The 23,329-nt window shown below is 60.5% G+C and carries 21 protein-coding genes and 1 pseudogene; 8 read left to right on the top strand and 14 right to left on the bottom strand.

Annotated features, from left to right (window positions below):
• Positions 1 to 11: 11 nt before the first annotated feature.
• On the bottom strand, positions 12 to 1,433 hold the full coding sequence (locus tag BOP93_RS08270; protein ID WP_104502227.1) for a transglycosylase SLT domain-containing protein: 1,422 nt from the start codon (positions 1,431 to 1,433) through the stop codon (positions 12 to 14).
• Between the two features lie 235 nt (positions 1,434 to 1,668).
• On the opposite strand from BOP93_RS08270, the gene BOP93_RS08265 reads away from it, so the two are divergent.
• The 5 genes and pseudogenes from BOP93_RS08265 (at position 1,669) to BOP93_RS08245 (ending at position 5,725) form a co-directional block, all read left to right on the top strand.
• Positions 1,669 to 2,475 (top strand): TatD family hydrolase, encoded by an 807-nt coding sequence (locus BOP93_RS08265; protein ID WP_104502226.1) that lies wholly within the window; start codon positions 1,669 to 1,671, stop codon positions 2,473 to 2,475.
• A 95-nt stretch (positions 2,476 to 2,570) separates the two neighbouring features.
• A complete protein-coding gene (locus tag BOP93_RS08260; RefSeq protein ID WP_104502225.1) occupies positions 2,571 to 4,052 on the top strand; it encodes a methyl-accepting chemotaxis protein in 1,482 nt (493 codons plus the stop codon).
• A gap of 492 nt (positions 4,053 to 4,544) precedes the next feature.
• Positions 4,545 to 4,843: pseudogene (locus BOP93_RS08250) on the top strand (RHS repeat-associated core domain-containing protein); the annotation flags it as partial.
• Positions 4,844 to 4,926: 83 nt separating this feature from the next.
• On the top strand, positions 4,927 to 5,097 hold the full coding sequence (locus BOP93_RS27210; protein WP_106427356.1) for a polymorphic toxin type 47 domain-containing protein: 171 nt from the start codon (positions 4,927 to 4,929) through the stop codon (positions 5,095 to 5,097).
• A 265-nt stretch (positions 5,098 to 5,362) separates the two neighbouring features.
• Complete coding sequence (locus BOP93_RS08245; protein WP_104502223.1) at positions 5,363 to 5,725, top strand: terminase; 363 nt, start codon at positions 5,363 to 5,365, stop codon at positions 5,723 to 5,725.
• A gap of 3 nt (positions 5,726 to 5,728) precedes the next feature.
• Here BOP93_RS08245 and BOP93_RS08240 read toward each other — a convergent pair whose 3' ends face one another.
• The 3 genes from BOP93_RS08240 to BOP93_RS08230 form a co-directional block, all read right to left on the bottom strand.
• Complete coding sequence (locus BOP93_RS08240) at positions 5,729 to 6,526, bottom strand: acyl-CoA thioesterase (protein ID WP_104502222.1); 798 nt, start codon at positions 6,524 to 6,526, stop codon at positions 5,729 to 5,731.
• 89 nt (positions 6,527 to 6,615) lie between these two features.
• Positions 6,616 to 7,377: a CHAD domain-containing protein gene (locus BOP93_RS08235; RefSeq protein WP_104502221.1), complete on the bottom strand. Its 762-nt coding sequence runs from the start codon at positions 7,375 to 7,377 to the stop codon at positions 6,616 to 6,618.
• Positions 7,378 to 7,425: 48 nt separating this feature from the next.
• Complete coding sequence (locus tag BOP93_RS08230) at positions 7,426 to 7,704, bottom strand: hypothetical protein (RefSeq protein ID WP_104502220.1); 279 nt, start codon at positions 7,702 to 7,704, stop codon at positions 7,426 to 7,428.
• A 217-nt stretch (positions 7,705 to 7,921) separates the two neighbouring features.
• Between BOP93_RS08230 and BOP93_RS08225 the strand changes: the two genes are divergently transcribed.
• Positions 7,922 to 8,959: a patatin-like phospholipase family protein gene (locus tag BOP93_RS08225; protein WP_104502219.1), complete on the top strand. Its 1,038-nt coding sequence runs from the start codon at positions 7,922 to 7,924 to the stop codon at positions 8,957 to 8,959.
• 123 nt (positions 8,960 to 9,082) lie between these two features.
• On the opposite strand, the gene BOP93_RS08220 is transcribed toward BOP93_RS08225, so the two are convergent.
• From BOP93_RS08220 to kdpF, 6 genes are all read right to left on the bottom strand, one after another.
• The gene (locus tag BOP93_RS08220; RefSeq protein ID WP_104502218.1) at positions 9,083 to 9,772 is read right to left on the bottom strand and encodes a response regulator; all 690 of its coding nucleotides are present in this window, start codon (positions 9,770 to 9,772) and stop codon (positions 9,083 to 9,085) included.
• A 131-nt stretch (positions 9,773 to 9,903) separates the two neighbouring features.
• Entirely contained in the window at positions 9,904 to 12,555 is a 2,652-nt protein-coding gene (locus BOP93_RS08215) for a sensor histidine kinase (protein WP_104502217.1), read from the bottom strand.
• A gap of 129 nt (positions 12,556 to 12,684) precedes the next feature.
• A complete protein-coding gene (kdpC, locus tag BOP93_RS08210; RefSeq protein ID WP_104502216.1) occupies positions 12,685 to 13,230 on the bottom strand; it encodes a potassium-transporting ATPase subunit KdpC in 546 nt (181 codons plus the stop codon).
• A gap of 88 nt (positions 13,231 to 13,318) precedes the next feature.
• A complete protein-coding gene (gene kdpB, locus BOP93_RS08205) occupies positions 13,319 to 15,382 on the bottom strand; it encodes a potassium-transporting ATPase subunit KdpB (RefSeq protein ID WP_237140402.1) in 2,064 nt (687 codons plus the stop codon).
• A gap of 6 nt (positions 15,383 to 15,388) precedes the next feature.
• Positions 15,389 to 17,083: a potassium-transporting ATPase subunit KdpA gene (kdpA, locus tag BOP93_RS08200; RefSeq protein WP_104502214.1), complete on the bottom strand. Its 1,695-nt coding sequence runs from the start codon at positions 17,081 to 17,083 to the stop codon at positions 15,389 to 15,391.
• A 9-nt stretch (positions 17,084 to 17,092) separates the two neighbouring features.
• The gene (gene kdpF, locus BOP93_RS08195) at positions 17,093 to 17,182 is read right to left on the bottom strand and encodes a K(+)-transporting ATPase subunit F (protein WP_003218754.1); all 90 of its coding nucleotides are present in this window, start codon (positions 17,180 to 17,182) and stop codon (positions 17,093 to 17,095) included.
• A gap of 412 nt (positions 17,183 to 17,594) precedes the next feature.
• On the opposite strand from kdpF, the gene eat reads away from it, so the two are divergent.
• Positions 17,595 to 18,959, top strand: a complete 1,365-nt coding sequence (gene eat / locus BOP93_RS08190; protein ID WP_104502213.1) for an ethanolamine permease — start codon at positions 17,595 to 17,597, stop codon at positions 18,957 to 18,959.
• A gap of 111 nt (positions 18,960 to 19,070) precedes the next feature.
• The gene (locus BOP93_RS08185; RefSeq protein WP_003172675.1) at positions 19,071 to 19,238 is read left to right on the top strand and encodes a DUF2897 family protein; all 168 of its coding nucleotides are present in this window, start codon (positions 19,071 to 19,073) and stop codon (positions 19,236 to 19,238) included.
• A gap of 8 nt (positions 19,239 to 19,246) precedes the next feature.
• On the opposite strand, the gene BOP93_RS08180 is transcribed toward BOP93_RS08185, so the two are convergent.
• The 4 genes from BOP93_RS08180 to BOP93_RS08165 form a co-directional block, all read right to left on the bottom strand.
• Positions 19,247 to 20,095: an urea carboxylase-associated family protein gene (locus tag BOP93_RS08180; protein WP_104502212.1), complete on the bottom strand. Its 849-nt coding sequence runs from the start codon at positions 20,093 to 20,095 to the stop codon at positions 19,247 to 19,249.
• Positions 20,096 to 20,109: 14 nt separating this feature from the next.
• Positions 20,110 to 20,754 (bottom strand): GntR family transcriptional regulator, encoded by a 645-nt coding sequence (locus BOP93_RS08175; protein WP_104502211.1) that lies wholly within the window; start codon positions 20,752 to 20,754, stop codon positions 20,110 to 20,112.
• Positions 20,755 to 20,878: 124 nt separating this feature from the next.
• Complete coding sequence (locus BOP93_RS08170) at positions 20,879 to 21,211, bottom strand: ComEA family DNA-binding protein (RefSeq protein ID WP_104502210.1); 333 nt, start codon at positions 21,209 to 21,211, stop codon at positions 20,879 to 20,881.
• A 111-nt stretch (positions 21,212 to 21,322) separates the two neighbouring features.
• Positions 21,323 to 23,317, bottom strand: coding sequence for a polysaccharide biosynthesis protein (locus BOP93_RS08165; RefSeq protein WP_104505248.1), 1,995 nt, complete (start codon positions 23,315 to 23,317; stop codon positions 21,323 to 21,325).
• Between the last annotated feature and the right edge of the window lie 12 nt (positions 23,318 to 23,329).

The following is a 23,329-nucleotide window of genomic DNA, read 5'->3' as shown; positions in this document are numbered from 1 at the left end:
GACAAATTCGATTATTTACGCGACGCAACGTTCGGCGTCGACGGCTCCAGGGACTCCCGCTCCCGGTCGAACGCCAGATAGTATTTGTTGACGCTATTAACATAGCTGACGCCGCCCATCCCTACCTGCTCCATGGCAATGCGCTCAACCTGGAAGAACCACTGATTGGGGTTGAGCCCCCGACGCCGGGCTTCGGTGCGCATCCCCTGCACCCGCTCCGGCCCCATGTTATACGCGGCCAGCACAAAGGCCATGCGTTCACGCTCGTTGAGCCTGGGGCTGGCAAAGAACTTGCGACGGATCATGGCCAGGTAGCGCGCGCCTGCCTGCACATTACTGTCCAGATTCTCGATATTGTTCACGCCTACGCGCTGCGCCGCCGAGGGCGTGATCTGCATCAAACCTGTAGGCCCACCGCTGTTGCGTGCGCCAGGGTCCAGCGCAGACTCCTTGAATGCCAGCGCGGCCAGGTTCAACCAGTCCATGCCTTGCTCGCGCGCATGCTTTTGCAGGACCGGGCGCAGTTTCTCCAGGCGTTGACGATCGGCGCGGGCCAACGGGTTACGCACCTGGTAGAGACGTCGATAGATACGCTGGAACGCCACATCCTGATCGGAAGGCGTGTGGTAGGTCTTGAGGAAACGATCGATGCTTGCCCGCAGCATTGAAGCATCCTGGCGCACAAACCAGTACTCGTCGCCCGGCTCGCTGATGACCACCTGCTTGTCAAAGCGCAACCTGGGCAGGATTTTCGACCAGCGCTCGGCAATCGGTTTTTCAACGATGGTCAGGTGAAAGATCCCGGCCTGCACCATCTCCAGCACGTCCTCCACCGCCAGACTCGGGTCGACCCATTCCACCTTGATCGGCGGGCGCTTGTGCAGGGCCAGTTTCTGGTTGACCTGGCTGATCGCATCCGCCGCCGCACTGCCGGTGGTCAACGCCAGGGTGCGGCCCGACAACTGTTCCAGTTTGGTAAACCGTCGCTCACCCTTGACGCCGACCAGCCACAACGGCACGTCGCTGGCGATAGGGTCACTGGTGCTGATCCTGTGCGCGGCCTTCATGTCCAGCAATTCGCCGGGGGCCACCAGGTCGCCTTCGCCACGGGCCAGCGCGCCGAGCAACTGGTCCTTGGCCCTTGGGATGATCTTGAGGTTGATTGCCTGCCCATCGCGGGCCCGGCCATTGAGGTATTGTTCGAAAGCACGCAAGCGATGGTATTCGACACCGATAGACTGGCCCTGCACTTCACCTGAGCTGTTACGGCTCTGGTTGACCAATACACGCAGGGTGCGACTGGAGCGAATCTCTGCCAGGTCACGCACCTTGCCGGGCTTGGTTACTTCGAGCGGCCCTTCCAGACGCGCGACCGCCGTCAGGGGCAGCAGTAACGTCACGCACATCATAAGCAACGCCGAGGGTCGGATCATCCGCTCTCCGGAAAGAATACTGGCCAACGCCTTCATCAAAACGAGGTGTTGGGCGTCAGAAACAGAGCGCTTTATGCGCTGGCAAAGCGTGCAACGGCGACACGGTGAGAGGCAACGGGCCCGGCACAATGTCGCTGGCGACGTTCAAAGACAGCTATAACGCGTTGTAGTTCTTCGTTTTTCTTATAAATCTACAGCTCTGATATGCTTTCCGGCCGCAGGCGGAGGTAGCACCATGCAACTCATTGATATCGGCGTCAACCTGACCAACCCCAGTTTCGACGAGAGGCACTCGGCCGTTCTCGAGCGTGCCTACGCCGCCGGCGTGCAACAATTGGTCCTCACCGGTACCAGTACCGAAGGCAGCGAGCAAGCCCTGGAGCTGTGCGTAAACCTCGATGAAAGCGCGCAACGCCTGTTCAGTACCGCCGGCATCCACCCCCACTCCGCCAGTACCTGGAACAGCGACAGCGCCCAGCGCTTGCGTGGCCTGCTCAACGAAACGCGCGTGCGTGCCGTCGGCGAGTGCGGACTGGATTTCAACCGCGACTTTTCGCCGCGTCCGCAGCAGGAAAAAGTCCTCGAGGAACACCTGGCCCTGGCCGTCGAACTGAAACTGCCGGTGTTCCTTCACGAACGCGACGCCGACCAGCGCCTGCTGGAGATCCTCAAGGACTACCGTGACCACCTGCCCGCCGCCGTGGTGCATTGCTTCACCGGCGAACAAGAGGCTCTGTTCAGTTACCTCGACCTTGACCTGCACATTGGTATCACCGGCTGGATCTGCGACGAGCGCCGTGGAACGCATCTGCACCCATTGGTCAGGGAAATTCCCCGTGGCCGTCTGATGCTGGAAAGTGATGCGCCCTACCTGCTGCCACGTACGTTGCGCCCCAAACCGAAAAACGGCCGCAATGAGCCCGCGTTCCTGACCGAAGTGCTGCGCGAAGTTGCCCTGCATCGCAATGAAACCCTGGAAGACCTGGCGCTGCACAGTACCGCCTGTGCCCGTGCTTTTTTTGGACTGCCGGCCGTGGAGTGATGCGGCGCATTGACCCATGTCAAAAACCCTTTCCTGAGTAGCGGCACAATAATGGCACCTTGCCAATGCTGTTTCCGCTATCAGAGAAAACCTCCATGGGTGCCTGGCTTAGCAATATCTCACTGAAGTACAAATTCTGGGCCGTCAACGCGGTGGCTTTCATCACCACTTTGCTGCTGGTGCTGTATGCCGTCCAGCTCGAACAACAGGCTCGCAGCCAGGCGGCTCGGGTTTCGGCCCACGCCCAGGCGCAGTTGCTCAACACCTGGCCGGCCGACAAGACACTGCCCATTGGCGAGAACTGGCTGACCTTCACCCGCGACCAGGCGCCACAACGGCCAGGCCAGGACCTGTCCGCATTGCAAGGTGCCAGCGGCTGGGTCGAGCTCAGTCACCTGCCCTTGTTCGGCGTAGACCCGCTGCTGGGCGCAGAGGTCATCCGCCGCGCCGACGGACAACAGGTCGCCGTACTCGCCTACGCGCCAAGCCTGCGCCAGGTGTTCGGCGAACGCTTCGTCAATTATGCGGTGGCGGTGGCGATCCTGATGCTGGCGATGCTCGGCGCCTCACAACTGCTGATCCGCTTCCTGCTCAGCCAGCTCAACACCCTCAAGGACGTGATGCTCCATGTAGAGAAGACCGGCGACCTGTCCGCCCGGGTGCCGCTGGCCTGCAAGGATGAAGTCGGGCAGATGGCCAATGCCTTCAACGCCATGCAAGCCGGCTACCAACGCGTGGTCAACACCGTGGCCCGTACCGCCAGGCAATTGGACGAGGGCGCCGCACGCCTGGCCAGCAGCATGAACGAGGTGCAGCACGGCATGCTCGGCCAGCAAAGCGAGACCGACCAAGCCGCCACGGCGATCAACGAGATGACCGCCACCGTTCACCATATTGCCCAGCACGCCGGGGCCACCCGCGACCTCTCGCAAACCGCCGACACCCTAGCCGGCAGCGGCCAGGAAGTGGTCACACGTGTGCAACGTTCGATTGCCGGACTGTCCACCGGTGTGCAGCAGACCGCTGAGATGATCCAGAAACTCGCCGAAGACAGCCAGAAAATCAACGGCGTGGTCGGGGTGATCCACAGCATCGCCGAACAGACCAATTTGCTCGCCCTCAACGCCGCCATCGAAGCTGCCCGCGCCGGCGAAATGGGCCGTGGCTTTGCGGTGGTCGCCGACGAAGTGCGCAACCTGGCCAAGCGCGTGCAGAGCTCCACCGACGAAATCACCCGCATGGTCTCGGCGCTGCAAGCCGGTACCCGCGACGCGGTGGACTTCATGCAGGAAAGCTCGCTCAAGGCCGATGACTGCGTGCAACAGGCCCAGGAAGCCGGCGCCGCACTCGCCGAAATCACCGGCGCCGTCGCGCAGATGCGTGAGAGCAACACCCAGATTGCGGTGGCCGCCGAACAGCAGAGCCATGTCGCCGAAGAGATGAACCGCGCCGTGGTGAGTATTCGTGATGTGACCGAGAATACCGTGCAGCAGACTGTGGATTCGGCGACCACCAGTAATGAACTGGCGACGTTGGCGGGGGAATTGAGTAAGGCGATTGGGCAGTTGAAGCTGTAGGACCGTTCAGCCCGTAATCCGACTCCTACAACCATGTCGCAGCCGACCTGAGATTAAAACGAAACCCCTCGCCGTCCCCGCGAATAACGCCGACTTCTTTTACCTGGGAACCTCTGCAAAGTCCCTCGCCTGATCATTCAGTGCGAGGGATTGCAGATGGTTCTTTTCGTTACGGTCCCGGTTATCGGGGCTGTGTTTTGATTCCGGCGCTGGCCAGCTTCGTCCTGGCACCCATGGACCCCGAAGCGCCGGATGTTGAACGCGTCCTCCAGGATTTGCGCAATTGCCTGAACACGTTCGACGCCTGGGCTGAAAGCTTTTTCAGCGGCTCGGCACTGGGTTGCTGCAGTACCTTTCCCAGGCCGAACTCGATGAACTACTGAAACTGGGCAAGGACACGCTCGCCCAGGGTTTTCTGGTGCTCAGTAACGAGCCGCTGCTGTTTATCTACTTGTCAGCAATGGTGGCCTGGATACGCCTGCTGCCGCCGCCCGAGATCTCACCAGTCCCGAAGGCGACATCATCTGGTCCGCCCACTACCGCGCCTACGGCGAAATCAGCCGCCTCGACGTCGGCAAAATCGACAACCCGCTACGTTTCCAAGGCCACTACTACGACCAGGAAAGCGGCCTGCACTACAACCGGCATCGCTACTACCATCCGGATATTGGCCGTTACCTGACGCCGGATCCGGTGAGCTGGCGGGTGGGATCAATGGGTACCAGTACGTGCCCAATCCTACGGGTTGGGTGAATCCATTAGGGTTAACTTGTGTACCCACAGATTGTCCGCAGTCCCAAAATGGATGGACTTGGAAGTTCAACTCTGATGTCGATCTGGACTGGCGCAAAAAAACGGTAGTAATTACGAGCAAATGCGTAGAGGTGTGGATGAGGCCTTTCGCAGAGCAGGCATACCCAAGGATGAGTACAGCGTATCCAAATGGGGCAAGGACCAATATGGGAAGTCATTTCCGACCGAATGGCGCGTACAAAAAGGCACAAATAGAGGGGCAGAGGTTAAATCTGATTTTTTTAGTGTTTGATTCAAGGTACAGAGGCTGGGAAGTTGACGATGCGCAAAATATCACATCTATTTTAGGTGAGACCTCTGGATACCCATTCTGGATAACGGATAGAGAACTTACGTTTCTAGTCCATATGGATGATCATGACTGTGTCATTTGGGCTTGAAAGATGTACACCATAACGACCCCTCTATAACCCCCATAGCCAACCCCAATTCGCCGCCCCACCCTCCCCCGCCTAAACTTCCCCCAAGTTGTTTCAACGGACAGAGGACTCACCATCATGGGCAAACGTCATCCCAATCTCCCCGCCTGGCAATGGCGTCATTACCCACAAAACCATCAGCACCCGGCCAACCTGGCCTTGCACCTGATTGCCGTGCCGCTGTTCATCATCGGCTTCCTGTTGATCGTCTCCGGTGTGTTCAGCCTGAGCATGGTCAGTGTCGCCATCGGCGTGATCGGGGTCCTGGCGGGCCTGGCGTTGCAGCGTCACGGCCATAGCCTGGAAGCCCAGGCCAGTGAGCCGTTCAGCGACCGTAAGGACGCGGTGCAACGCCTGGTGGTCGAGCAGTTCGTGACGTTCCCGCGCTTTGTGATCAGCGGTAGCTGGTGGCGGGCCTGGCGCCAGCGCCACCCGCGTTGAGCGTCAGGCGAAGACCACCACGGTCTGGCGGCTGAGGGCGATCAATTCGCCGGTCGGGCTCCAGAGCGCGGCGGCGGCATGGCCGTAGCCGTCGCGGGCGTGTTCGATGTTGACGTGATATTGGCACCAGTCGAGTGTAGTCAGGTTCTGCAGTGGCTGGATGAACTCGATGGTCCAGGTCAGGGTGCTGCCCGGCGCCGGTTTCTTGAGGTGCGGGAGCAACGCCGGGGGCCAGGCATCGACCAGTGCGAGGATATGCGCCTCGGTCAGTGGCTCTTCCTTCACATCCCCACGCAAACGCACCCAACCGCCCATTTCACGGGATTTATTGCCGGTAAACGGCAGGCCGCCGACGCTCCAGCGCATGGCCAGGTGTCGCATGAATTCCGGCGTGACGCCGCTGATATAGGGCAGCTCCTGGCACTCATCCCAATGTTTGAACACCGGTGGCGGCTCGCTCGCCACATCGATTTGCGACTCGCGGGACGCACCGAAACTGGCCTGGACCAGGGTCGCCACTTCGCCGTTCTGCACCACACGGCCCAGCAATTGGCTGACGGCCTTGCCCTCGCGCAATACTTCAACTTCATAACTGGCCGGCAGATCCGGCGCCACCGGGCCCACGAAGGTGATCGCCAGTGAGCGCAGCGGTCGGTCTGCCGGTACTTGCGCCCGCAAGGCCTGGTACTGCAAGGCGGCGACCAAACCACCAAAAGTGGCGCGGCCCTGGGCCCATTCGGCGGGAATGGTGACATCCAACGGGTGGCTGCGAGCAGCGTCGAGCAAATCACTAAAGCGCATGGCGACCTCACATCAAGCAAACGATGAGGGGATCTTAACCATCCGCCCCGCCAGGTACAGCGCCTATTCCGGCCAAAAGCCGGACCGGTTCAGAAACAACCGGCGCTTAGTTTGGCCAGCACTCGATCCGCCCGTGCCTCGGCCTTGACCATGGCAGCACGCCAGGTCGCAATGCACGGTTGCAGGTCAGCCTGGTGCTCGGCCTGGAGCAGCCATTGCCAGCAGTCATGCCAATCACCCAGGACGCCCTGTGCTTTTTTCAAAGCGGCCATGGCGCGGACCGGCAGCTTGTCCAACTCGGGATAGGCTTCGGCTGCGTAGCGCACGCGTTTGATCAGCAAGCGCAAACGATGGCGATCATGCTCGGGATCTTTGAGCTCGTGCTCAAGGGTTTTCCATTGCTTGGCCAGGCGCTTCTGGATGCGCGAGCGCAGGTCCTTGAGCAATTTCTGGTGTTGGGAGGCACGGATAAACCGTGGAAACGCATCGAGGATTTGCAGCAGGTGGGCCAGCTCCGGGCTTTGCGCAACCTGGCGATAGGCCTCAGGTTGCAAGCGCAAACGTCGCTCGGCCGCCTCATGATGCCCATGCTGGTGCAAGTAAGCCGCCAGCACTTCACGATCACGCAATGGCGTGGTCAGTTGGCCGACCGTGCGGGCGGCGGATTCAAGCTGTTCGACACCGGGTAACCCGCGCAAGGGGCGCAACAGGCTGCGCAGCCGCCGCACCGTGGTGCGCAGATCATGCAGGGCTTCACCGTCGGTGAGCGAGGCAAGACGAGCCTGGCAGCTCAGTAACCCTACCTCCAGGCCAATGACCTGAGCGACTAACTGATTGACCAGCGATGACATCCTGCCCTCCCTTTGCGATGAAAAGCCCTATTCGTGTTCGTGCCTAGATCAACGCCCGGCGCGTGACTCACGGATATAGAAGCGCGCCTTCTCGGCCTTGTTGGAACAGCCCTCGAACGCTTCGAATTGTTGCTGGGTCTTGGCCCCCGTCAACAGCGACAACGCCTTGGAATAGCTGACGGTGCCGGCGAAGCCCTCGGCCTTGGCCAGGTCCAGCTCTTTCCAGGCAGCATCCAACTGCGACCCACAGCTGTCGCGATACGCGGTTTTCCCGGCACAGCCCGCCAAGGCCAACAGGAGCACAGGTACACACATCCAGGCTTTCATTGATGACACCTCAAAATATACAAAATCTGTCGTAGCCTGTAGACGATGCCTACAGGAAAAAGTGCCTTGTCCCTAGCCTGAAATCGGTAGTACCTATTGCCAGAGCATACCCGAGCCTCGTGGCGATTCTGGAAAAATATTATCAGGGCTCACCGAGGATTGAAGCCGCCCCCTGGATGGGTGCATTGTGGGCACCTGTATTGCGAAGGATCGGGTCATGAAGAAACGTGTTGCCTTGGTGCTGGGCTCCGGCGGGGCCAGGGGCTACGCCCATATCGGCGTGATCGAAGAAATCGAACGACGCGGCTACGACATCGCTTGTATTGCCGGCTGCTCGATGGGCGCCGTGGTCGGCGGGATCTATGCCGCCGGCAAGCTGGACGCGTACCGAAACTGGATCGAAAGCCTGGATTACCTCGACGTATTGCGCCTGGTGGATGTGAGCTTTCGCCTGGGCGCGATTCGCGGTGAAAAGGTGTTCGGGCAGATCCGCAAGATCGTCGGCGAAATCAATATCGAAGACCTGCGCATCCCCTACACCGCCGTGGCCACCGACCTCACCAACCAACAGGAAATCTGGTTCCAGGAAGGTTGCCTGCACCAGGCCATGCGCGCCTCGGCAGCGATCCCCAGCCTGTTCACGCCGGTGATGCAGGGCAATCGCATGCTGGTGGACGGTGGTTTGCTCAACCCGTTGCCCATCGTGCCGGTGGTATCGAGCCATTGCGACTTGATCATTGCGGTCAACCTCAACGCCACCAACCAGAAGCACTATCATCTGCCGGTGATCCAGCGCCCGCCGGCGTTCAAAAGCCGCTTCAACAGCCTGGCCAAATCATTGGGCTCGCACCTGCCGTTTCGTCGTAAACAGGCCGAGCAGTTGATGAAGCTCGAGCAGGAAGCCTTGCAGGCCCAGGCTGCCGAGATCAACCCGTGGCTGGAGTCGGCTGAACCCGAATCCCAGCAACCCGCCGCCGCACCGGAAAAGCCCGGCGCGCCGAAGTCGGCCACGGGCTCGTTCATCATCGACAATGTCGGGCCGGCCTCACTGCTGGACCTGATCAACCAGAGTTTCGAAGTGATGCAGACGTCATTGGCACAGTACAAGATCGCCGGTTACCCGCCGGATGTGCTGATCAACGTGCCAAAGCGGGTCTGCCGGTTTTTCGAGTTCTACAAGGCGCCGGAGTTGATCGCATTGGGCCGGGAAATTGCCAGTGATACCTTGGATCGGTATGAGAGTGAGCAGACCTGAAATTGCGGGTGTCTGAGCGGGCCTCATCGGGGGCAAGCCCCCTCCCACATTTAGATTTGTGAATACATTCAAAGTGTGGGAGGGGGATTGCCCCCGATGAGGCCGGTCCAGACAGCGGTAAACTCAAGCCCCCAGCAACCGATACCCCACACCCGCCTCAGTCAGGATAAACCTCGGCTGCGCCGGGTCATCCGCCAGCTTCTGGCGCAAATGGCCCACCACAATGCGCAGGTAGTGACTGTCTTCGGTGTGGGTCGGCCCCCAGATATCCTTGAGCAATTGCTGTTGGGTAATCACCCGCCCCGGATGCCGCGCCAGTTGCGCCAGCACCGCGTACTCCTTGCGGGTCAGTGCCACTTCGGCGCCGTCAAGCAGCACGCGGCGGTAGGCCAGGTCCACGGTCAGCGGGCCGAAACTCAACGCAGCCTCCTGAGCTTCCCCCGTCGGAGCCTGGCGCAACAATGCGCGCACGCGGGCGAGAAACTCCTGAATGCCGAACGGTTTGGTCACGTAGTCATTGGCGCCACCGTCAAGGGCTTCGACCTTCTGCGCTTCGCTGGCCCGCACCGAAAGCACCAGTACCGGCACCGTCGACCACTCGCGGAACTCGCGCAGCACCTGCTGGCCGTCCATATCGGGCAAGCCCAGGTCCAGCACGAGCAAATCCGGTTTGCTCAGGGCTGCTTGAGCCAGGCCCTCGTTGCCGGTACCGGCTTCGATCACCTTATAGCCTTGGGAGGCCAGGCTGATGCGCAGGAATTTGCGGATCTGCGGTTCGTCATCAATGACTAGAATCGTCGCGGTCTGGCTCATGGTGTCTCAGTTAAAATCAATTAAAAAACCAACCCATGCAGGAGCGAGCTTGCTCGCGAAAAACGTCTAGGTGCCGCGTACATTCAGCAAGCCATCTTTATCGTTAACGACCTTCGCGAGCAAGCTCGCTCCTACAGGTTTTGCTCCAGGGCAGGTTGTGTCGGCAATGGCAGGAACAAGGTAATACAGGTGCCCCGCCCTTCAATACCGTCGGCCACGCTGATGTGCCCACCGTGCGCGCCGACCATGCCCTGGCAGATCGCCAACCCCAGGCCGGTGCCCTGCCCGCCGCGATCACCGCGCGCAGCGGTGTAGAACATATCGAAGATTTTTGCGCGTTCGTCCTGCGGAATCCCCGGCCCCTCATCGGCTACGGCGAAAAACACCTGGCCGTCCGACACGCCGGCGCTCAACTGCAAGCGGCCCTGGGGCGGCGAAAAACGCGCGGCGTTTTCCATGACGTTGACCAGCGCCTGCTCGATCAACGCCGCATGCACATAGAGCAACGGCAGGTCCGGCGGCACATCGGTGTTCACCTGCAACGGCGCCAGCACGGCGCGCAATCGGCCAAGGGCGCTGCCGACGATATCGCCGGGCGACACCCAATCGCGCGCCAGCTTCAGGGCGCCATGGCCTAGACGGGTCATGTCCAGCAGGTTCTGGATATAGCGGTCCAGGCGCTCGGCTTCATCACGGGTACCTTCGAGCAATTCGCGACGGTCCTCCAAAGGGATCGCCTCGCCCAGCGCCAGCAGGCTGTCGATACTGCCGCGCATGGAGGTCAGCGGCGTGCGCAAATCATGGGAGACGGAGGCGAGCAAGGCGCTGCGCAGTTGTTCGGTTTCACCGTGCAAACGCGCGGACTCCAACTCCTGCGCCAACTGCGCACGCGCCAGCGCCTGGGCCAACGGCTGGCTCAGGGCGGTGAGCAGGCGACGGCGCTGTCCACTCAGCTCCATGCCGGCTTTCGCGCTGACGCCCAGCAAGCCCAGCGGGCCCTCTTCACCCGACAACGGCCACCACCACCAGCGTCCGAACGGCAAGGTGCCGGTGCCCCTGCCTGCCGGCTGGTCGTGTTGCCAGGCCCAGTCGGCGGCAGCACGTTCGGCTTCAGTGAGGGTCAGCGGGCCGCCGGTCTCGATCGTCCAACCGCCCTGGCCGTCGCGATTGACCAGGCACAGATCCAGGTCATTCCAGCCTTGCAGGTGGTGAGCCGCCGCACTGACAACCGCCTGGCGATCCGTGGCGGCAGTGAGCTTGCGTGACAGGTCGAGCAGCTCGCTGGTTTCTTCCTGGGTATCGCGCAGCGCCTGTAATTGCCGACGCTGGCGTGCGGCCAGGTTGCCGGTCAGCGCCGCCATCAACAGGAAGAACAACAGCGTGAGGACATCCTCTTCACGCTGGATCGCGAAGGAGAAGTTCGGCGGGATAAACAGAAAGTCGTAGGTCATGAACGACAACGCCGCGCACACCAACGAAGGGCCCAGGCTGCTGCGCACCGCCACCAGCAGCACCGCGGCGAGAAACACCAGCGAGATATTCGGCAACGGCAAGAGGCTGGACACGCCCCACGCCAGGCCGGCCGCAACCAGGGTGGCCACCACGGCCAGGGCATAATCGAACCAGCGCAGCCCACGCACATCCGGCAAGCGCGGCGCTGCAGGGATATCGTCGCTGTCGAGCACGTTGATTTCCAGGCCCCGCGCATTGCGCAGCAAGCGTGCGGCGAGGCCGCCGCCGAACAGCCGTCGGCGCCAGCGCATGCGCGACTGCCCCACCAGCACCAGACTGGCGCGGCGCTCGGCGGCGTGCTGGATCAACGTCCTGGCCACCTCGCCGGCCCGCAGCAGCACCACCTCACCACCCAAGCGTTCAGCCAGTTGCTGGGCATTTTGCAGGCGCAGCCGTGACTGCTCATCCCGCGCGCGGCCGTTGTCGACATGCACCAGGCTCCAGGGCAAATGCCGCCGCTGCGCGACCCGGCTGGCATGGCGCACCAGGCGTTCGGCGTGTGCGTCACCATCGACCCCCACCAGCAGACGGCCACGCACCGCCGGCGCCGCTTGGCCGAGCTGGCGGTAACCCTGGGCCAGATCGTCGTCGACGTGGGCGGCAGCAGTCTGCATGGCCAGCTCGCGCAGGGCCATCAGGTTGGTCTGGGTGAAAAACGCATCGATGGCCGCGCGCGCCTGTTCCGGCACATACACCTTGCCGTCGCGCAGGCGCTCGAGCAATTCTCGGGACGGCAAGTCGATCAGCAGCAGTTCGTCGGCCTCCTGCAGCACCCAATCCGGCAGGGTTTCACGCACTTGTACGCCGGTGATGCCACGCACCTGGTCGTTGAGACTTTCCAGGTGCTGGACGTTGACGGTGGTGAACACGTTGATGCCGGCCGCCAGCAGCTCCTGGATGTCCTGCCAGCGCTTTTCATGGCGGCTGCCGGGGGCATTGCTATGGGCCAGTTCGTCGACCAGCACCAGCTTGGGCCGGGCCGCGAGCAGGCCATCGAGGTCCATTTCTTCAAGCATTACGCCACGGTATTCGCTGCGCAACAGCGGTTGTTGCGGCAAACCGCTGAGCAAGGCTTCGGTCTCGGCGCGACCATGGGTCTCGACCACCCCGGCGATCAGAGCCACGCCCTGGCGCAGTTGAGTATGGGCCGCCTGGAGCATGGCATAGGTCTTGCCCACGCCGGGCGCGGCGCCAAGGAAAACTTTGAGCCGGCCACGGCCGTTGCGGGGCAGATCGGCTAGCAGGGCATCGGCGCGGCCGGAGTCGCTCATGTTGTGGTCCTTCAAAAATATCGATGCAGGAGCGAGCTTGCTCGCGAAAAACCCCAGAGCGCCACGCTGACTCTGGATGCCCGCGTCATCGTTTAACGACCTTCGCGAGCAAGCTCGCTCCTACAGGGTTCAGAGTTTTTCCAGGGCCATGTTCAGGGCCAGCACGTTGACTACGGGCGGGCCTACCAACGGGCTTTCGATGTGTTCATCCAACAGCCGCTGCAAGGTCGACACCGGCACATTTCGTGCTGCTGCGACTCGCGCCAGTTGATAGGCAATTGCCTCGGGTGGCAAGTGTGGATCAAGCCCGCTGCCGGAGGTCGTCAGCGAGGCCAGTGGCACCGGGCCCTGGCCAGGCACTGACTGCTTGCTGGCATCCTCGAATATGCGTGTCGCCAAGGCCGGATTGCTGGGCCCCAGGTTACTGGCACCGCTGGACACGGTGGCAAAAGCACCGGCTGACGGGCGCGGGTGAAACCAGCTGTCGCCGGTAAAGTCCTGGGCGATCAGGCTGGAGCCGCGCACTTTGCCGCTGGCGTCGCGCACCAGGCTGCCATTGGCTTGGTCGGGAAAGGCCACTTGCGCCACGCCGGTGACTACCAGCGGGTAGGCCACGCCGGTGATCAGGGTCATGAGTACCAGCAGGCTCAGGGCTGGACGGATGATGTTGGACATTTCAGACTCCTCAGTTCAGTGATGCGCGGGACGCGGAGCGTCCGGGGCGGCATTCCCACGCGGAGCGTGGGAACGATCAACCGCAGGGTTACACCAAGTGCAGCGCGGTCAGAAGCATGTCGATGGCCTTGATACCCACGAACGGCACCAACAGTCCGCCCAGCCCGTAGATCAGCAGGTTGCGTCGCAACAGTGCCGCGGCACTCGCGGCCTGCACACGCACCCCGCGCAGGGCCAGGGGAATCAGCACCACGATGATCAGCGCGTTGAACACGATGGCCGACAGGATCGCGCTCTGCGGGCTCTGCAAGTGCATGACATTGAGCACGCCCAGTTGCGGGTAGATCGAGGCAAACAGCGCCGGCAGGATCGCGAAGTACTTGGCCACATCGTTGGCGATGGAAAACGTGGTCAGCGCGCCCCGGGTCACCAGCAACTCCTTGCCGATCTGCACCACGTCCAGCAGCTTGGTCGGATCGCTGTCGAGGTCGACCATGTTCGCGGCTTCCCGCGCAGCCTGGGTACCGTCGTTCATCGCCATGCCGACGTCGGCCTGGGCCAGTGCCGGGGCGTCGTTGGCGCCGTCGCCGCACATGGCGACCAGACGGCCGTCGTTCTGTTCATGGCGGATACGCGCCAGTTTCTTCTCAGGCGTGGCTTCAGCCAGTACATCATCCACGCCGGCTTCAGCGGCAATCGCGGCGGCGGTCAGCGGGTTGTCGCCGGTGACCATCACGGTACGAATGCCCAAGGTGCGCAGCTCGGCGAAACGCTCGCGGATACCGGGCTTGACCACGTCTTTGAGATGGATCGCACCGAGTAACTTGCCATCGGCGCACACCAGCAACGGCGTGCCGCCACTCTGCGCGATCTTGTCGATTTCCCGCGACAGCGCAGGTAACAGGTCGCTGCGTTGCTGGCCGATAAACGCCAGCAGCGAATCCACCGCGCCCTTGCGAAAGACGCGGCCCTGGTAGTCGACACCGGATAAGCGGGTTTCGGCGCTGAAGGGTACGGCGGTCAGTTGGTCAAGCGTCGGCTCGGCCTGGGGGTGCAAGGCGCGCAGGTATTCGACGATGGATTTGCCTTCCGCCGTGTCATCGGCCAGGGAGGCGAACAACGCGCCTTCAGCCACTTCCCGACCACTGACACCGGGCGCCGCAACCACGGCGGTGCAACGACGGTTACCGAAGGTGATGGTGCCGGTCTTGTCCAGCAGCAACACGTGCACATCCCCTGCCGCTTCCACCGCGCGACCGGACTTGGCGATCACGTTCAACCGCACCAGACGGTCCATGCCGGCAATGCCGATGGCCGAGAGCAAGCCGCCAATGGTTGTGGGAATCAGCGTCACCAGCAGTGCGACGAGGAACACCAGGGGCAGGCTGCCATTGGCGAAGTGAGCGAACGGCTGCAGGGTGACCACCACCAGCAGGAAGATCAGGGTGAGGCCGATCAGCAGGATATCCAGTGCAACTTCGTTGGGGGTTTTCTGGCGTTTGGCGCCTTCCACCAGCGCGATCATGCGGTCCAGGGTCGACTCGCCGGGGTTGGCGGTGATGCGGATCAGCAGCCAGTCCGACACCAGGCGGGTGTTGCCGGTGACGGCCGAGCGGTCGCCGCCGGACTCGCGGATCACCGGGGCGGACTCGCCAGTGATCGCCGCTTCGTTGACTGCGGCGATACCTTCGATCACCTCGCCGTCGCCAGGAATCATTTCGCCTGCCTCGACGCGCACCACATCACCTTTGCGCAGGCCGGTGGCCGGCACCACCTTGAAGCTGCCGTCGGCCTCCTTGCGGCGTGCGCTCAACCCTTCACTGCCAGCCTTGAGGCTGTCGGCGCGGGCCTTGCCACGGCCTTCAGCCAAGGCTTCAGCGAAATTGGCGAACAGCACGGTGAACCACAGCCATACAGCAATTTGCACGGCCACGAAGGTCGGCACGCTGGTATCGGGCACAAAGCACAGCACAGTGGTAAGAATGGCGGTCAGCTCGACCACCAACATGACCGGAGAGCGTTGCAGTTGACGTGGGTCCAGCTTGACGAACGCCTGGACCAGCGCCGGGCGCCACAACGCAGAGATCGCGGTTTTGGCGGGCTCCTGAGTGCGCGCTGGGGCAGCATTTTTTACAGACATGTTCATTCTCATATCCCCTTAGAAGCCCATGCTCAGGTGTTCAGCAATCGGGCCAAGCGCCAGTGTCGGCAGAAACGTCAGGCCACCCACCAGCAAAATGGTCACGGTCAACAGCGTCACGAACAACGGGCCATGGGTCGGGAAACTGTTCTGGCCAATCGGCGCGGTCTTCTTCATCGCCAGGCTACCGGCCAGGGCCAGTACCGGCAGGATGTAGCCGAAACGGCCGATCAACATGCCCAGCCCGAGCATCAAGTTGTGAAATGCAGTGTTGCCGCTGAAACCGCCGAACGCCGAACCGTTGTTGGCACTGGCCGAGGTGTAGGCGTAAAGCAACTGGCTGAAGCCGTGGGGACCAGGGTTGCTGATGGCACCGGCCGGGCCTGGCAGGCTGGCGGCGATGGCACCCAGCACGAGCACACCCACCGGCATCACCAACAGGGTTACCACGAGCAATTGCACTTCCTTGGCCTGAAGCTTCTTGCCCAGGTATTCCGGAGTACGGCCGATCATCAGGCCGGCGAGGAACACCGCGATCAACACGTTGAGCAGCATGCCGTACATACCGGCGCCGACGCCGCCGAAGATCACTTCGCCGACCATCATGTTGACCAGCGCCACCATGCCACTCAGCGGGTTGAGGCTGTCCTGCATGCCGTTGACCGAACCGTTGGACGCCGCAGTGGTGGTCACCGACCACAGCACGGTGCCCGTAGTGCCGAAGCGCGTCTCCTTGCCTTCCAACGGCGCGGTCTGCTCCACGGCCGGGTTGTTCAGGGTCGGGTTGGGCTGGTACTCGGACCACAGCGACGTCGCGCCGCCAATCAGGAACAAGGCCAGCATGCACGCCAGAATCGCGCGGCTCTGACGCAGGTCTTTAACGTAATGACCGAAGGTGAACACCAGGGCGACCGGGATGAGAATGATCGACGCCACTTCGAAGAGGTTGGCCCACGCCGTCGGGTCTTCAAACGGATGCGCCGAGTTTACCCCAAAGAAGCCGCCGCCATTGGTGCCCAGTTGCTTGATCGCAATCTGACTGGCTGCCGGGCCCAGCGGGATGACTTGATCAACACCTTGCATGGTCACGGCATCAACATAATGGGCGAACGTCTGCGGCACACCCTGCCATACCAGAAACAGCGCCAGCACCAGGCATAACGGCAGCAAGCCGTAGAGAGTGGCGCGGGTCATGTCGACCCAGAAATTCCCCAGGGTCGCGGTGGATTTGCGACCGATCCCACGGCAAAGCGCGACCAGGACTGCCAGGCCGGTGGCGGCACTGACGAAGTTCTGCACGGTGAGACCGACCATCTGACTGAGGTAGCTCAGGGAGGCTTCGCCGCTGTAGTTCTGCCAGTTGGTATTGGTCATGAAACTGACCGCTGTGTTGAATGCCAGCGTCCATTCCTGGCCCGGCAATTTCTGCGGATTGAGTGGGAGATAGTCCTGAAACAACAGGATCGCGAACAGCAGCACGAAGCCCGCAAGGTTGAACGCGAGCAAGGCCAGCATGTACTTCTGCCAGCTTTGCTCTTGTTGGTCGTCCACACCCGACAGGCGATAACAGGCTTTCTCGACTGGCCCCAGCACTGGCGTCAGCCACGTGCGCTGGCCTTCCATCACCTTGTAATAGAACCGCCCCAGAAACGGTGCCGGCACCAGTACCACGGCGAAGAAGGCGATGATCAGCCAATAGTCATAACTGTGCATAGCCCGCTCCTAGTTCCGATCCGCGCGTAACAGCGCAACCAGCAGATAAATGAACAGCGCCACGGCCAATAGCAGTGACACCCCGTCCAGAACGCTCATGGAAGTTTCTCCGTTTAACGGCGAGTGCCGCGTGTGGGGCAATTGTCCGCAGGAGGGGTGTAAAGGAACGAGAGCGAGGCGGGGCGCGGGGCGTAAAGATGGCGTAAAGAGTGGCTTTATGCGGGGTTTACAGGGGAATTGGCGGTGACTGAGAGGGCCTCATCGCGGGCAAGCCCACTCCCACCTTTTGATCGCGTTTTTCAGGCCCGACGCGGTCCACTGTGGGAGCCGGGCTTGCCCGCGATGGCGGCAGTCCAGGCAATACCGCCCTTATCTGGTGCGCGCCAGGCCGCATTCAAACGCTAAACCGTCTCGCAGGCGACATAGGCGCCCCTTTGCGACAGGTTTGCGTAGCCTGGCATAGCCACTGCAACACCCTGAATCATTCCAACCGTTCAGGGAACTCCTCACAATGAACACACAACTCAAACCCACCTTGGGCACCCTGCATCTATGGGGCATCGCCGTCGGACTGGTGATTTCCGGCGAATACTTCGGCTGGAGTTATGGCTGGGGCGTAGCCGGCACACTGGGCTTTCTGGTGACCTCGTTGATGGTCGCTGCGATGTACACCTGCTTTATCTTCAGCTTCACTGAACTGACCACCGCGATTCCCCACGCTGGCGGCCCCTTTGCCTACAGTCGCCGCGCCTTCGGCGAAAAAGGCGGCTTGATTGCTGGCCTGGCAACCCTGATCGAATTTGTCTTCGCGCCGCCCGCCATCGCCCTGGCCATCGGCGCCTACCTCAATGTGCAGTTTCCGGCACTGGACCCCAAACACGCCGCCGTGGGCGCCTATATCGTGTTCATGGGCCTGAACATCCTCGGCGTGAAACTCGCCGCCACCTTCGAACTGGTGGTCTGCGTACTCGCCGTCGCCGAACTGCTGGTGTTCATGGGCGTCGTCGCCCCGGCGTTCAGCTTCAGCAACTTCGCCCTGAACGGCTGGGCCGGCTCCGACACCTTCGGCGCCCCGGCGATTGCCGGCATGTTCGCCGCGATCCCTTTTGCCATCTGGTTCTTCCTCGCCATCGAAGGCGCGGCCATGGCCGCCGAAGAAGCGAAAGATCCAAAGCGCACCATTCCGAAAGCCTACATCAGCGGCATCCTCACCTTGGTAATCCTGGCCATGGGCGTGATGTTCTTCGCGGGCGGTGTGGGCGACTGGCGCACTTTGTCAAACATCAACGACCCGCTGCCCCAGGCGATGAAAACTGTGGTGGGCGAAAGCTCCGGCTGGTTGCACATGCTGGTATGGATCGGCTTGTTCGGCCTGGTGGCGAGTTTCCACGGCATCATTCTCGGCTACTCGCGCCAGTTCTTCGCCCTGGCCCGGGCCGGTTACCTGCCTTCCTTCCTGGCCAAGCTGTCGCGGTTCCAGACACCCCACCGCGCCATCATCGCCGGCGGCGTGGTCGGCATTGCGGCCATCTACAGCGACGGCCTGATCAACCTGGGCGGCATGACCTTGACCGCCGCGATGATCACCATGGCGGTGTTCGGCGCCATCGTCATGTACATCATGAGCATGCTCAGCCTGTTCAAACTGCGCAAAACCGAACCCCTGCTGGAACGCACCTTTCGCGCCCCCGGCTACCCCATCGTGCCGGGCATCGCGCTGTTACTGGCCGTGGTGTGCCTGGTGGCGATGGCCTGGTTCAATACGCTGATCGGGCTGATCTTCCTTGGCTTCATGGCCGTGGGCTTCATCTACTTCCAACTGACCGCCCAGGATCGCGCCGATGCCCCGGCCGACGCGATGTTGACCGGGCTATAGGGTTTGCGAGGCAGAACGGGCCTACACTGAACTACTCAGAACGCCCGTAACTCAAAGCAGTTATTACCGTGGGAAAATTCTCCCCCGGCGATCTGCCTCAAGGAGAGTCTTATGCCGTGGTATGCGTGGTTGATTATGGTAGTTGCGATCGGGTCGATCGTCGGTGGGTTGATGATGCTGCGTGACAGCGCCAACAAAGTGGAACTCACCGACGAACAACGCAAACGCGTGGCCGAACGTAATGCGCAGGCGGATGCCAAGGATGCGCAGGATCGTTGAGCCTTGGGTTACTCCCAAGCCGCCTTGGCAATCTGCAACCCGTGCTGCCCTTTATAGGCAGCACGCTCGGGCTGGCTCCAGCCTGTAAGCAACCCCTCCTCCAATTGGTAGATCTCGACGCCCAACGGACGACACACCGCCAACGGATCCTGCGCATCCGGCCCCCACATTGGCAGCGACAAATCCCCACCCGGGCACGTCGACAGCGCGCACAGCAAATCAATCTCGGCGAAAAACTCCAGGTAATCGCCCTTCTGTGCCGGACAGGCTTTCATAAAGTACATGTCATCGTGATTGAGCCCGGTGCACTGGAAAATATTCAACACGTCGTGCACATCGAACTCCGTCAGACCGTGGGGCAATACGGCACGGGTCAGGTTTGAGTGGCAATGATGATGAAAATCCTCACCGGTAAGCATGCGGTTCACATACGGATCGCAGCGCGTGCCAAGCAAATCGTGCAGACGTCCGCCATGCTCATCGATACCGTGGCCTGCCAGGCTGTCATCGGTAATGGTGACCAACGGCCTCAGGAATGGAAGGTTGGACCACAAGCGGTCGTGGGTGCTGACATGGGCACCTTGAAGTTGCCGGGTGCGAGCTGCCCACAGGCGCTCGCGCGGATCATGGGCGTTCCACACGTTGAAGTCGCCGACCTGCGGCCCCACCGGAGTAGTCACACGGAATACATGCCCGGCCGGCACCTTCCATGCCCTGCCCGTGCGGATCGGTACCTCGAATTGTTCGATCAGAGTGCGCCGGTCCTGGCGATCCCGGATACGTTCGTAGAACGCCGTATCCACCTGTAATGCCGAGCCTTTGCTGACTTGATAGGCGGCCGGATAGTCTTTGTACATGGGGTAATCCTCCATCAGGGGTGATCAAACAGGGCCAGGGAAAGACGTTCGGATTCGTCCAGGTACAGGCTCATTGCCTCGCTGGCGGCAGGTTTGTTGTCGCCGGCTAACAACGTGTAAATCTCACGATCCCGTTCCAGCCAGGGCGTTTGGAAGCGTTGCTCATCAGGAGCGGCACAGAACACCAAGCGTAGTTGGGCGATGATTTGGGCGAAAAACTCATCGAACAATGGGCTGTGCATCAGCCCGACAATCTGTTGGTGAAACAACAGGCTATGCGTAGCCACGGCGCGCCAGTCCTCACGCTCCCGTGCAAAGGTGGTGGCGTCGATTGCGTTTTGCATGCGCTCGGATTGGTCGTTAGTCACACGGCCGCTTTGGGCAACGGCCTGCAGTTCCAGCGTGCGGCGGACCACAAACAGATCCCGCACTTCCTCACGCTCCATACGGCGAACCATCACACCCTTGTTACGTACATACCGCGTCAGCCCCTCCTGCCCCAAACGATGCAAGGCCTCACGAATCGTATTGCGCGATGCGTTGTAGGCTTTGACCAAGTCGGCCTCGATCAACGGCATACCCGGTAACAGCCGCCCGCCGATGATATCGGCGCGTAGCTCCAGAGCGATCTGGTCGGCTAAGGACAAATTGAGCTTCATTCAACACCTCAGGATTGTTGAACAATCTTTCATCTTGAGGTAACCACTTTTCATGCCAAGGTTGCTAAAGCGCAGTAAAAAATCGAGAAAGGCCGATCAATGATCGGCCTCTCGAGCTCGCCTTTTAGTTGATAACCAGCCTGTCGCGATTTTTCTCCAGCAAGGCCTTGCCGATGCCTTTTACTTCCAACAACTCATCCACCGAGGTGAAGGGACCATTGCTTTCGCGAAAAGCGATGATCGCTTTCGCCTTGGAGGCGCCGATACCGAAGAGGTCACGGCGCAAGACTTCGGCGTCGGCGGCGTTGAGGTTGACCTTGGTGGATTGCTCGGTCTTGGTCATTTGGGCGGAGATAGGAGTTGGAGCTTCCGGCTTGATAAAAGGGGCAGCGGTGGTGGCGACGGATAAGCTGGTGAGGAAAGCGAAGATAAGGGAGGAAGTGTAGAGGTTTTGCATTGGTAACGCTCCATGACATCGGTAAGAGAAAAGCAGCTTTTCCGAAGCTGCTTTTCTAACTTAGGCGATGGTTGGAGGGTGTCAAAAGCGGTTGAGTAACAGGGTGTTAACTCACGGTTCCAGCCGACGTTGCTGATAGATCCAATCGACGATTTCGCCATCGGGCGCATAGCCGCTGACCGTGTCGCGCAGCAGCTGACGGACACGGGTGTAGTCATCCTCATCCACCGCCGCAAGCAACTCAGAGAGTTTGCCCTTGAGTATTTCCCAGGATAGATAATCTTCGTTGGCACTCATAATCATCGGGTGCTGGGTGGCAACGACGTTGTCGCCAATTAGCAACTCTTCGTAAAGCTTCTCGCCGGGACGCAGGCCGGAGAATTCGATGGCAATATCGCCGTGGGGATTTTTGTCTGAACGAACACTCAAGCCTGAGAGATGCACCATCTTCTCAGCAAGCTCGACTATTTTGACCGGCTCTCCCATATCCAGCACGAATACATCGCCGCCAAGCCCCATGGATCCGGCTTGAATAACCAGTTGTGCAGCTTCCGGGATAGTCATGAAGTACCGAGTGATCTTCGGATGCGTCACCGTGAGCGGCCCGCCCGATTTGATCTGCTTATGGAACAGCGGAATCACTGAGCCGGACGAACCCAGCACATTGCCGAAACGCACCATCGTGAAGCGAGTTTTATTCACTCGCGAAACGTTCGATTTATCACCGAATAATACAGGCGCTAATTCACGGCTCAATGCTTGGAGCGTTAACTCAGCGAGACGCTTGGTACTGCCCATGACATTGGTCGGGCGAACGGCTTTATCGGTGGAAATCAATACGAAGTTAGACACACCTGCCTGAAGTGCAGCCTGCGCAGTGTTCAGCGTACCGATAACATTGTTCAATACGCCTTCGGCAATGTTGTGCTCAACCATGGGTACATGCTTGTAAGCGGCCGCATGATAAACAGTGTCGACACGCCAGGTGTTCATCACGTCCATCAACTTGGACTGATCGCGCACGGAGCCTAGCATTGGCAATAACTTAACCGACAACGACTCGCGTACAACTCGCTGCTCAAGCTCCGAAAGGATGCTGTAAAGATTGAACTCACTGTGCTCAAACAGCAGCAAAGTAGTCGGACGCAATGCCAGAATCTGCCGGCAAAGCTCGGAGCCGATTGATCCCCCCGCACCCGTCACCAGAACAGTCTGCCCTTTGATACAGTGTTCCAGCAGATCTTCCTGCGCGGGTACCGTATCCCGCCCAAGGAGGTCTGCAATGTCAACCTCCTGAATGTCATCAACCTTGACCCGTCCACTGGCCAAGTCCATGAATCCCGGAACGCTGCGCACATGGAGTGAAAACCCCTCTAGAAAACCGAGGATTTCACGACGACGACCACGGTTCGAAGAAGGAATGGCCAAGAGGATTTCATCGGCGCCGGTCACGTCAATCATGCGTTGAATGTGCTTGGGCTTATAAACCTGTAGCCCAGAAATAACTCGATCAGAAATACTCGGATCATCGTCTATGAATGCGACGGGACGCATGACCCGTCCCATTCTCAACGCAGCAACCAATTGGTTACCCGCAGCACCTGCTCCATAGATAGCTACTCTCGGCAGACCGTTCTCACGACTTGTAAAAGGTACATGCTGAGCCGCAGCGAACCAATCGCCAAGAAAAAATTGACGCATCGCCAAACGCAGGCCGCCCACCATAATCAGGCTGAGCCACCAATAATTGAAGATAATGGAGCGGGGGACGACATTCTGGTGATTACTGTACCAGTACACCAATACACCCAGAATGAGGGATGAAAGACTGACCGCCTTTATAATCGCAATAAGCGCATCATTTCCGAAGTAGCGCATCACAGCCCTGTACATCCCAAAACGGATGAACAAGGGAATGGCGACTACTGGCGCAGCGACAAACAACCAGAGATGATCTCGCAGTGGATTGACCCACTCGTCCAAACCTAGCCTTACGACAAATGCCATCCAAAGCGCCGCCCATACCACCACTACGTCAGTGGACACCTGAATAAGCCGTTTCTTGCGGCGTGGAAGCCCTACAAGTACCGCTCTTAACCGTTCCATAACCCCTTCGTC

Origin of the sequence: Pseudomonas orientalis (genome assembly GCF_002934065.1) — a bacterium.
Classification (GTDB): domain Bacteria; phylum Pseudomonadota; class Gammaproteobacteria; order Pseudomonadales; family Pseudomonadaceae; genus Aquipseudomonas; species Aquipseudomonas orientalis_A.
The sequence above is the reverse complement of the archived record's forward strand: the minus strand, read 5'-3'. Positions and strand labels throughout refer to the sequence as shown.

Bases quoted from the DNA above. Each gene is read 5' to 3' on its own strand.
- BOP93_RS08270 (WP_104502227.1), bottom strand. From the start codon at position 1,433: ATGATCCGACCCTCGGCGTTGCTTATGATGTGCGTGACGTTACTGCTG.
- BOP93_RS08265 (WP_104502226.1), top strand. From the start codon at position 1,669: ATGCAACTCATTGATATCGGCGTCAACCTGACCAACCCCAGTTTCGAC.
- BOP93_RS08260 (WP_104502225.1), top strand. From the start codon at position 2,571: ATGGGTGCCTGGCTTAGCAATATCTCACTGAAGTACAAATTCTGGGCC.
- BOP93_RS27210 (WP_106427356.1), top strand. From the start codon at position 4,927: ATGCGTAGAGGTGTGGATGAGGCCTTTCGCAGAGCAGGCATACCCAAG.
- BOP93_RS08245 (WP_104502223.1), top strand. From the start codon at position 5,363: ATGGGCAAACGTCATCCCAATCTCCCCGCCTGGCAATGGCGTCATTAC.
- BOP93_RS08240 (WP_104502222.1), bottom strand. From the start codon at position 6,526: ATGCGCTTTAGTGATTTGCTCGACGCTGCTCGCAGCCACCCGTTGGAT.
- BOP93_RS08235 (WP_104502221.1), bottom strand. From the start codon at position 7,377: ATGTCATCGCTGGTCAATCAGTTAGTCGCTCAGGTCATTGGCCTGGAG.
- BOP93_RS08230 (WP_104502220.1), bottom strand. From the start codon at position 7,704: ATGAAAGCCTGGATGTGTGTACCTGTGCTCCTGTTGGCCTTGGCGGGC.
- BOP93_RS08225 (WP_104502219.1), top strand. From the start codon at position 7,922: ATGAAGAAACGTGTTGCCTTGGTGCTGGGCTCCGGCGGGGCCAGGGGC.
- BOP93_RS08220 (WP_104502218.1), bottom strand. From the start codon at position 9,772: ATGAGCCAGACCGCGACGATTCTAGTCATTGATGACGAACCGCAGATC.
- BOP93_RS08215 (WP_104502217.1), bottom strand. From the start codon at position 12,555: ATGAGCGACTCCGGCCGCGCCGATGCCCTGCTAGCCGATCTGCCCCGC.
- kdpC (WP_104502216.1), bottom strand. From the start codon at position 13,230: ATGTCCAACATCATCCGTCCAGCCCTGAGCCTGCTGGTACTCATGACC.
- kdpB (WP_237140402.1), bottom strand. From the start codon at position 15,382: ATGAGAATGAACATGTCTGTAAAAAATGCTGCCCCAGCGCGCACTCAG.
- kdpA (WP_104502214.1), bottom strand. From the start codon at position 17,083: ATGCACAGTTATGACTATTGGCTGATCATCGCCTTCTTCGCCGTGGTA.
- kdpF (WP_003218754.1), bottom strand. From the start codon at position 17,182: ATGAGCGTTCTGGACGGGGTGTCACTGCTATTGGCCGTGGCGCTGTTC.
- eat (WP_104502213.1), top strand. From the start codon at position 17,595: ATGAACACACAACTCAAACCCACCTTGGGCACCCTGCATCTATGGGGC.
- BOP93_RS08185 (WP_003172675.1), top strand. From the start codon at position 19,071: ATGCCGTGGTATGCGTGGTTGATTATGGTAGTTGCGATCGGGTCGATC.
- BOP93_RS08180 (WP_104502212.1), bottom strand. From the start codon at position 20,095: ATGTACAAAGACTATCCGGCCGCCTATCAAGTCAGCAAAGGCTCGGCA.
- BOP93_RS08175 (WP_104502211.1), bottom strand. From the start codon at position 20,754: ATGAAGCTCAATTTGTCCTTAGCCGACCAGATCGCTCTGGAGCTACGC.
- BOP93_RS08170 (WP_104502210.1), bottom strand. From the start codon at position 21,211: ATGCAAAACCTCTACACTTCCTCCCTTATCTTCGCTTTCCTCACCAGC.
- BOP93_RS08165 (WP_104505248.1), bottom strand. From the start codon at position 23,317: ATGGAACGGTTAAGAGCGGTACTTGTAGGGCTTCCACGCCGCAAGAAA.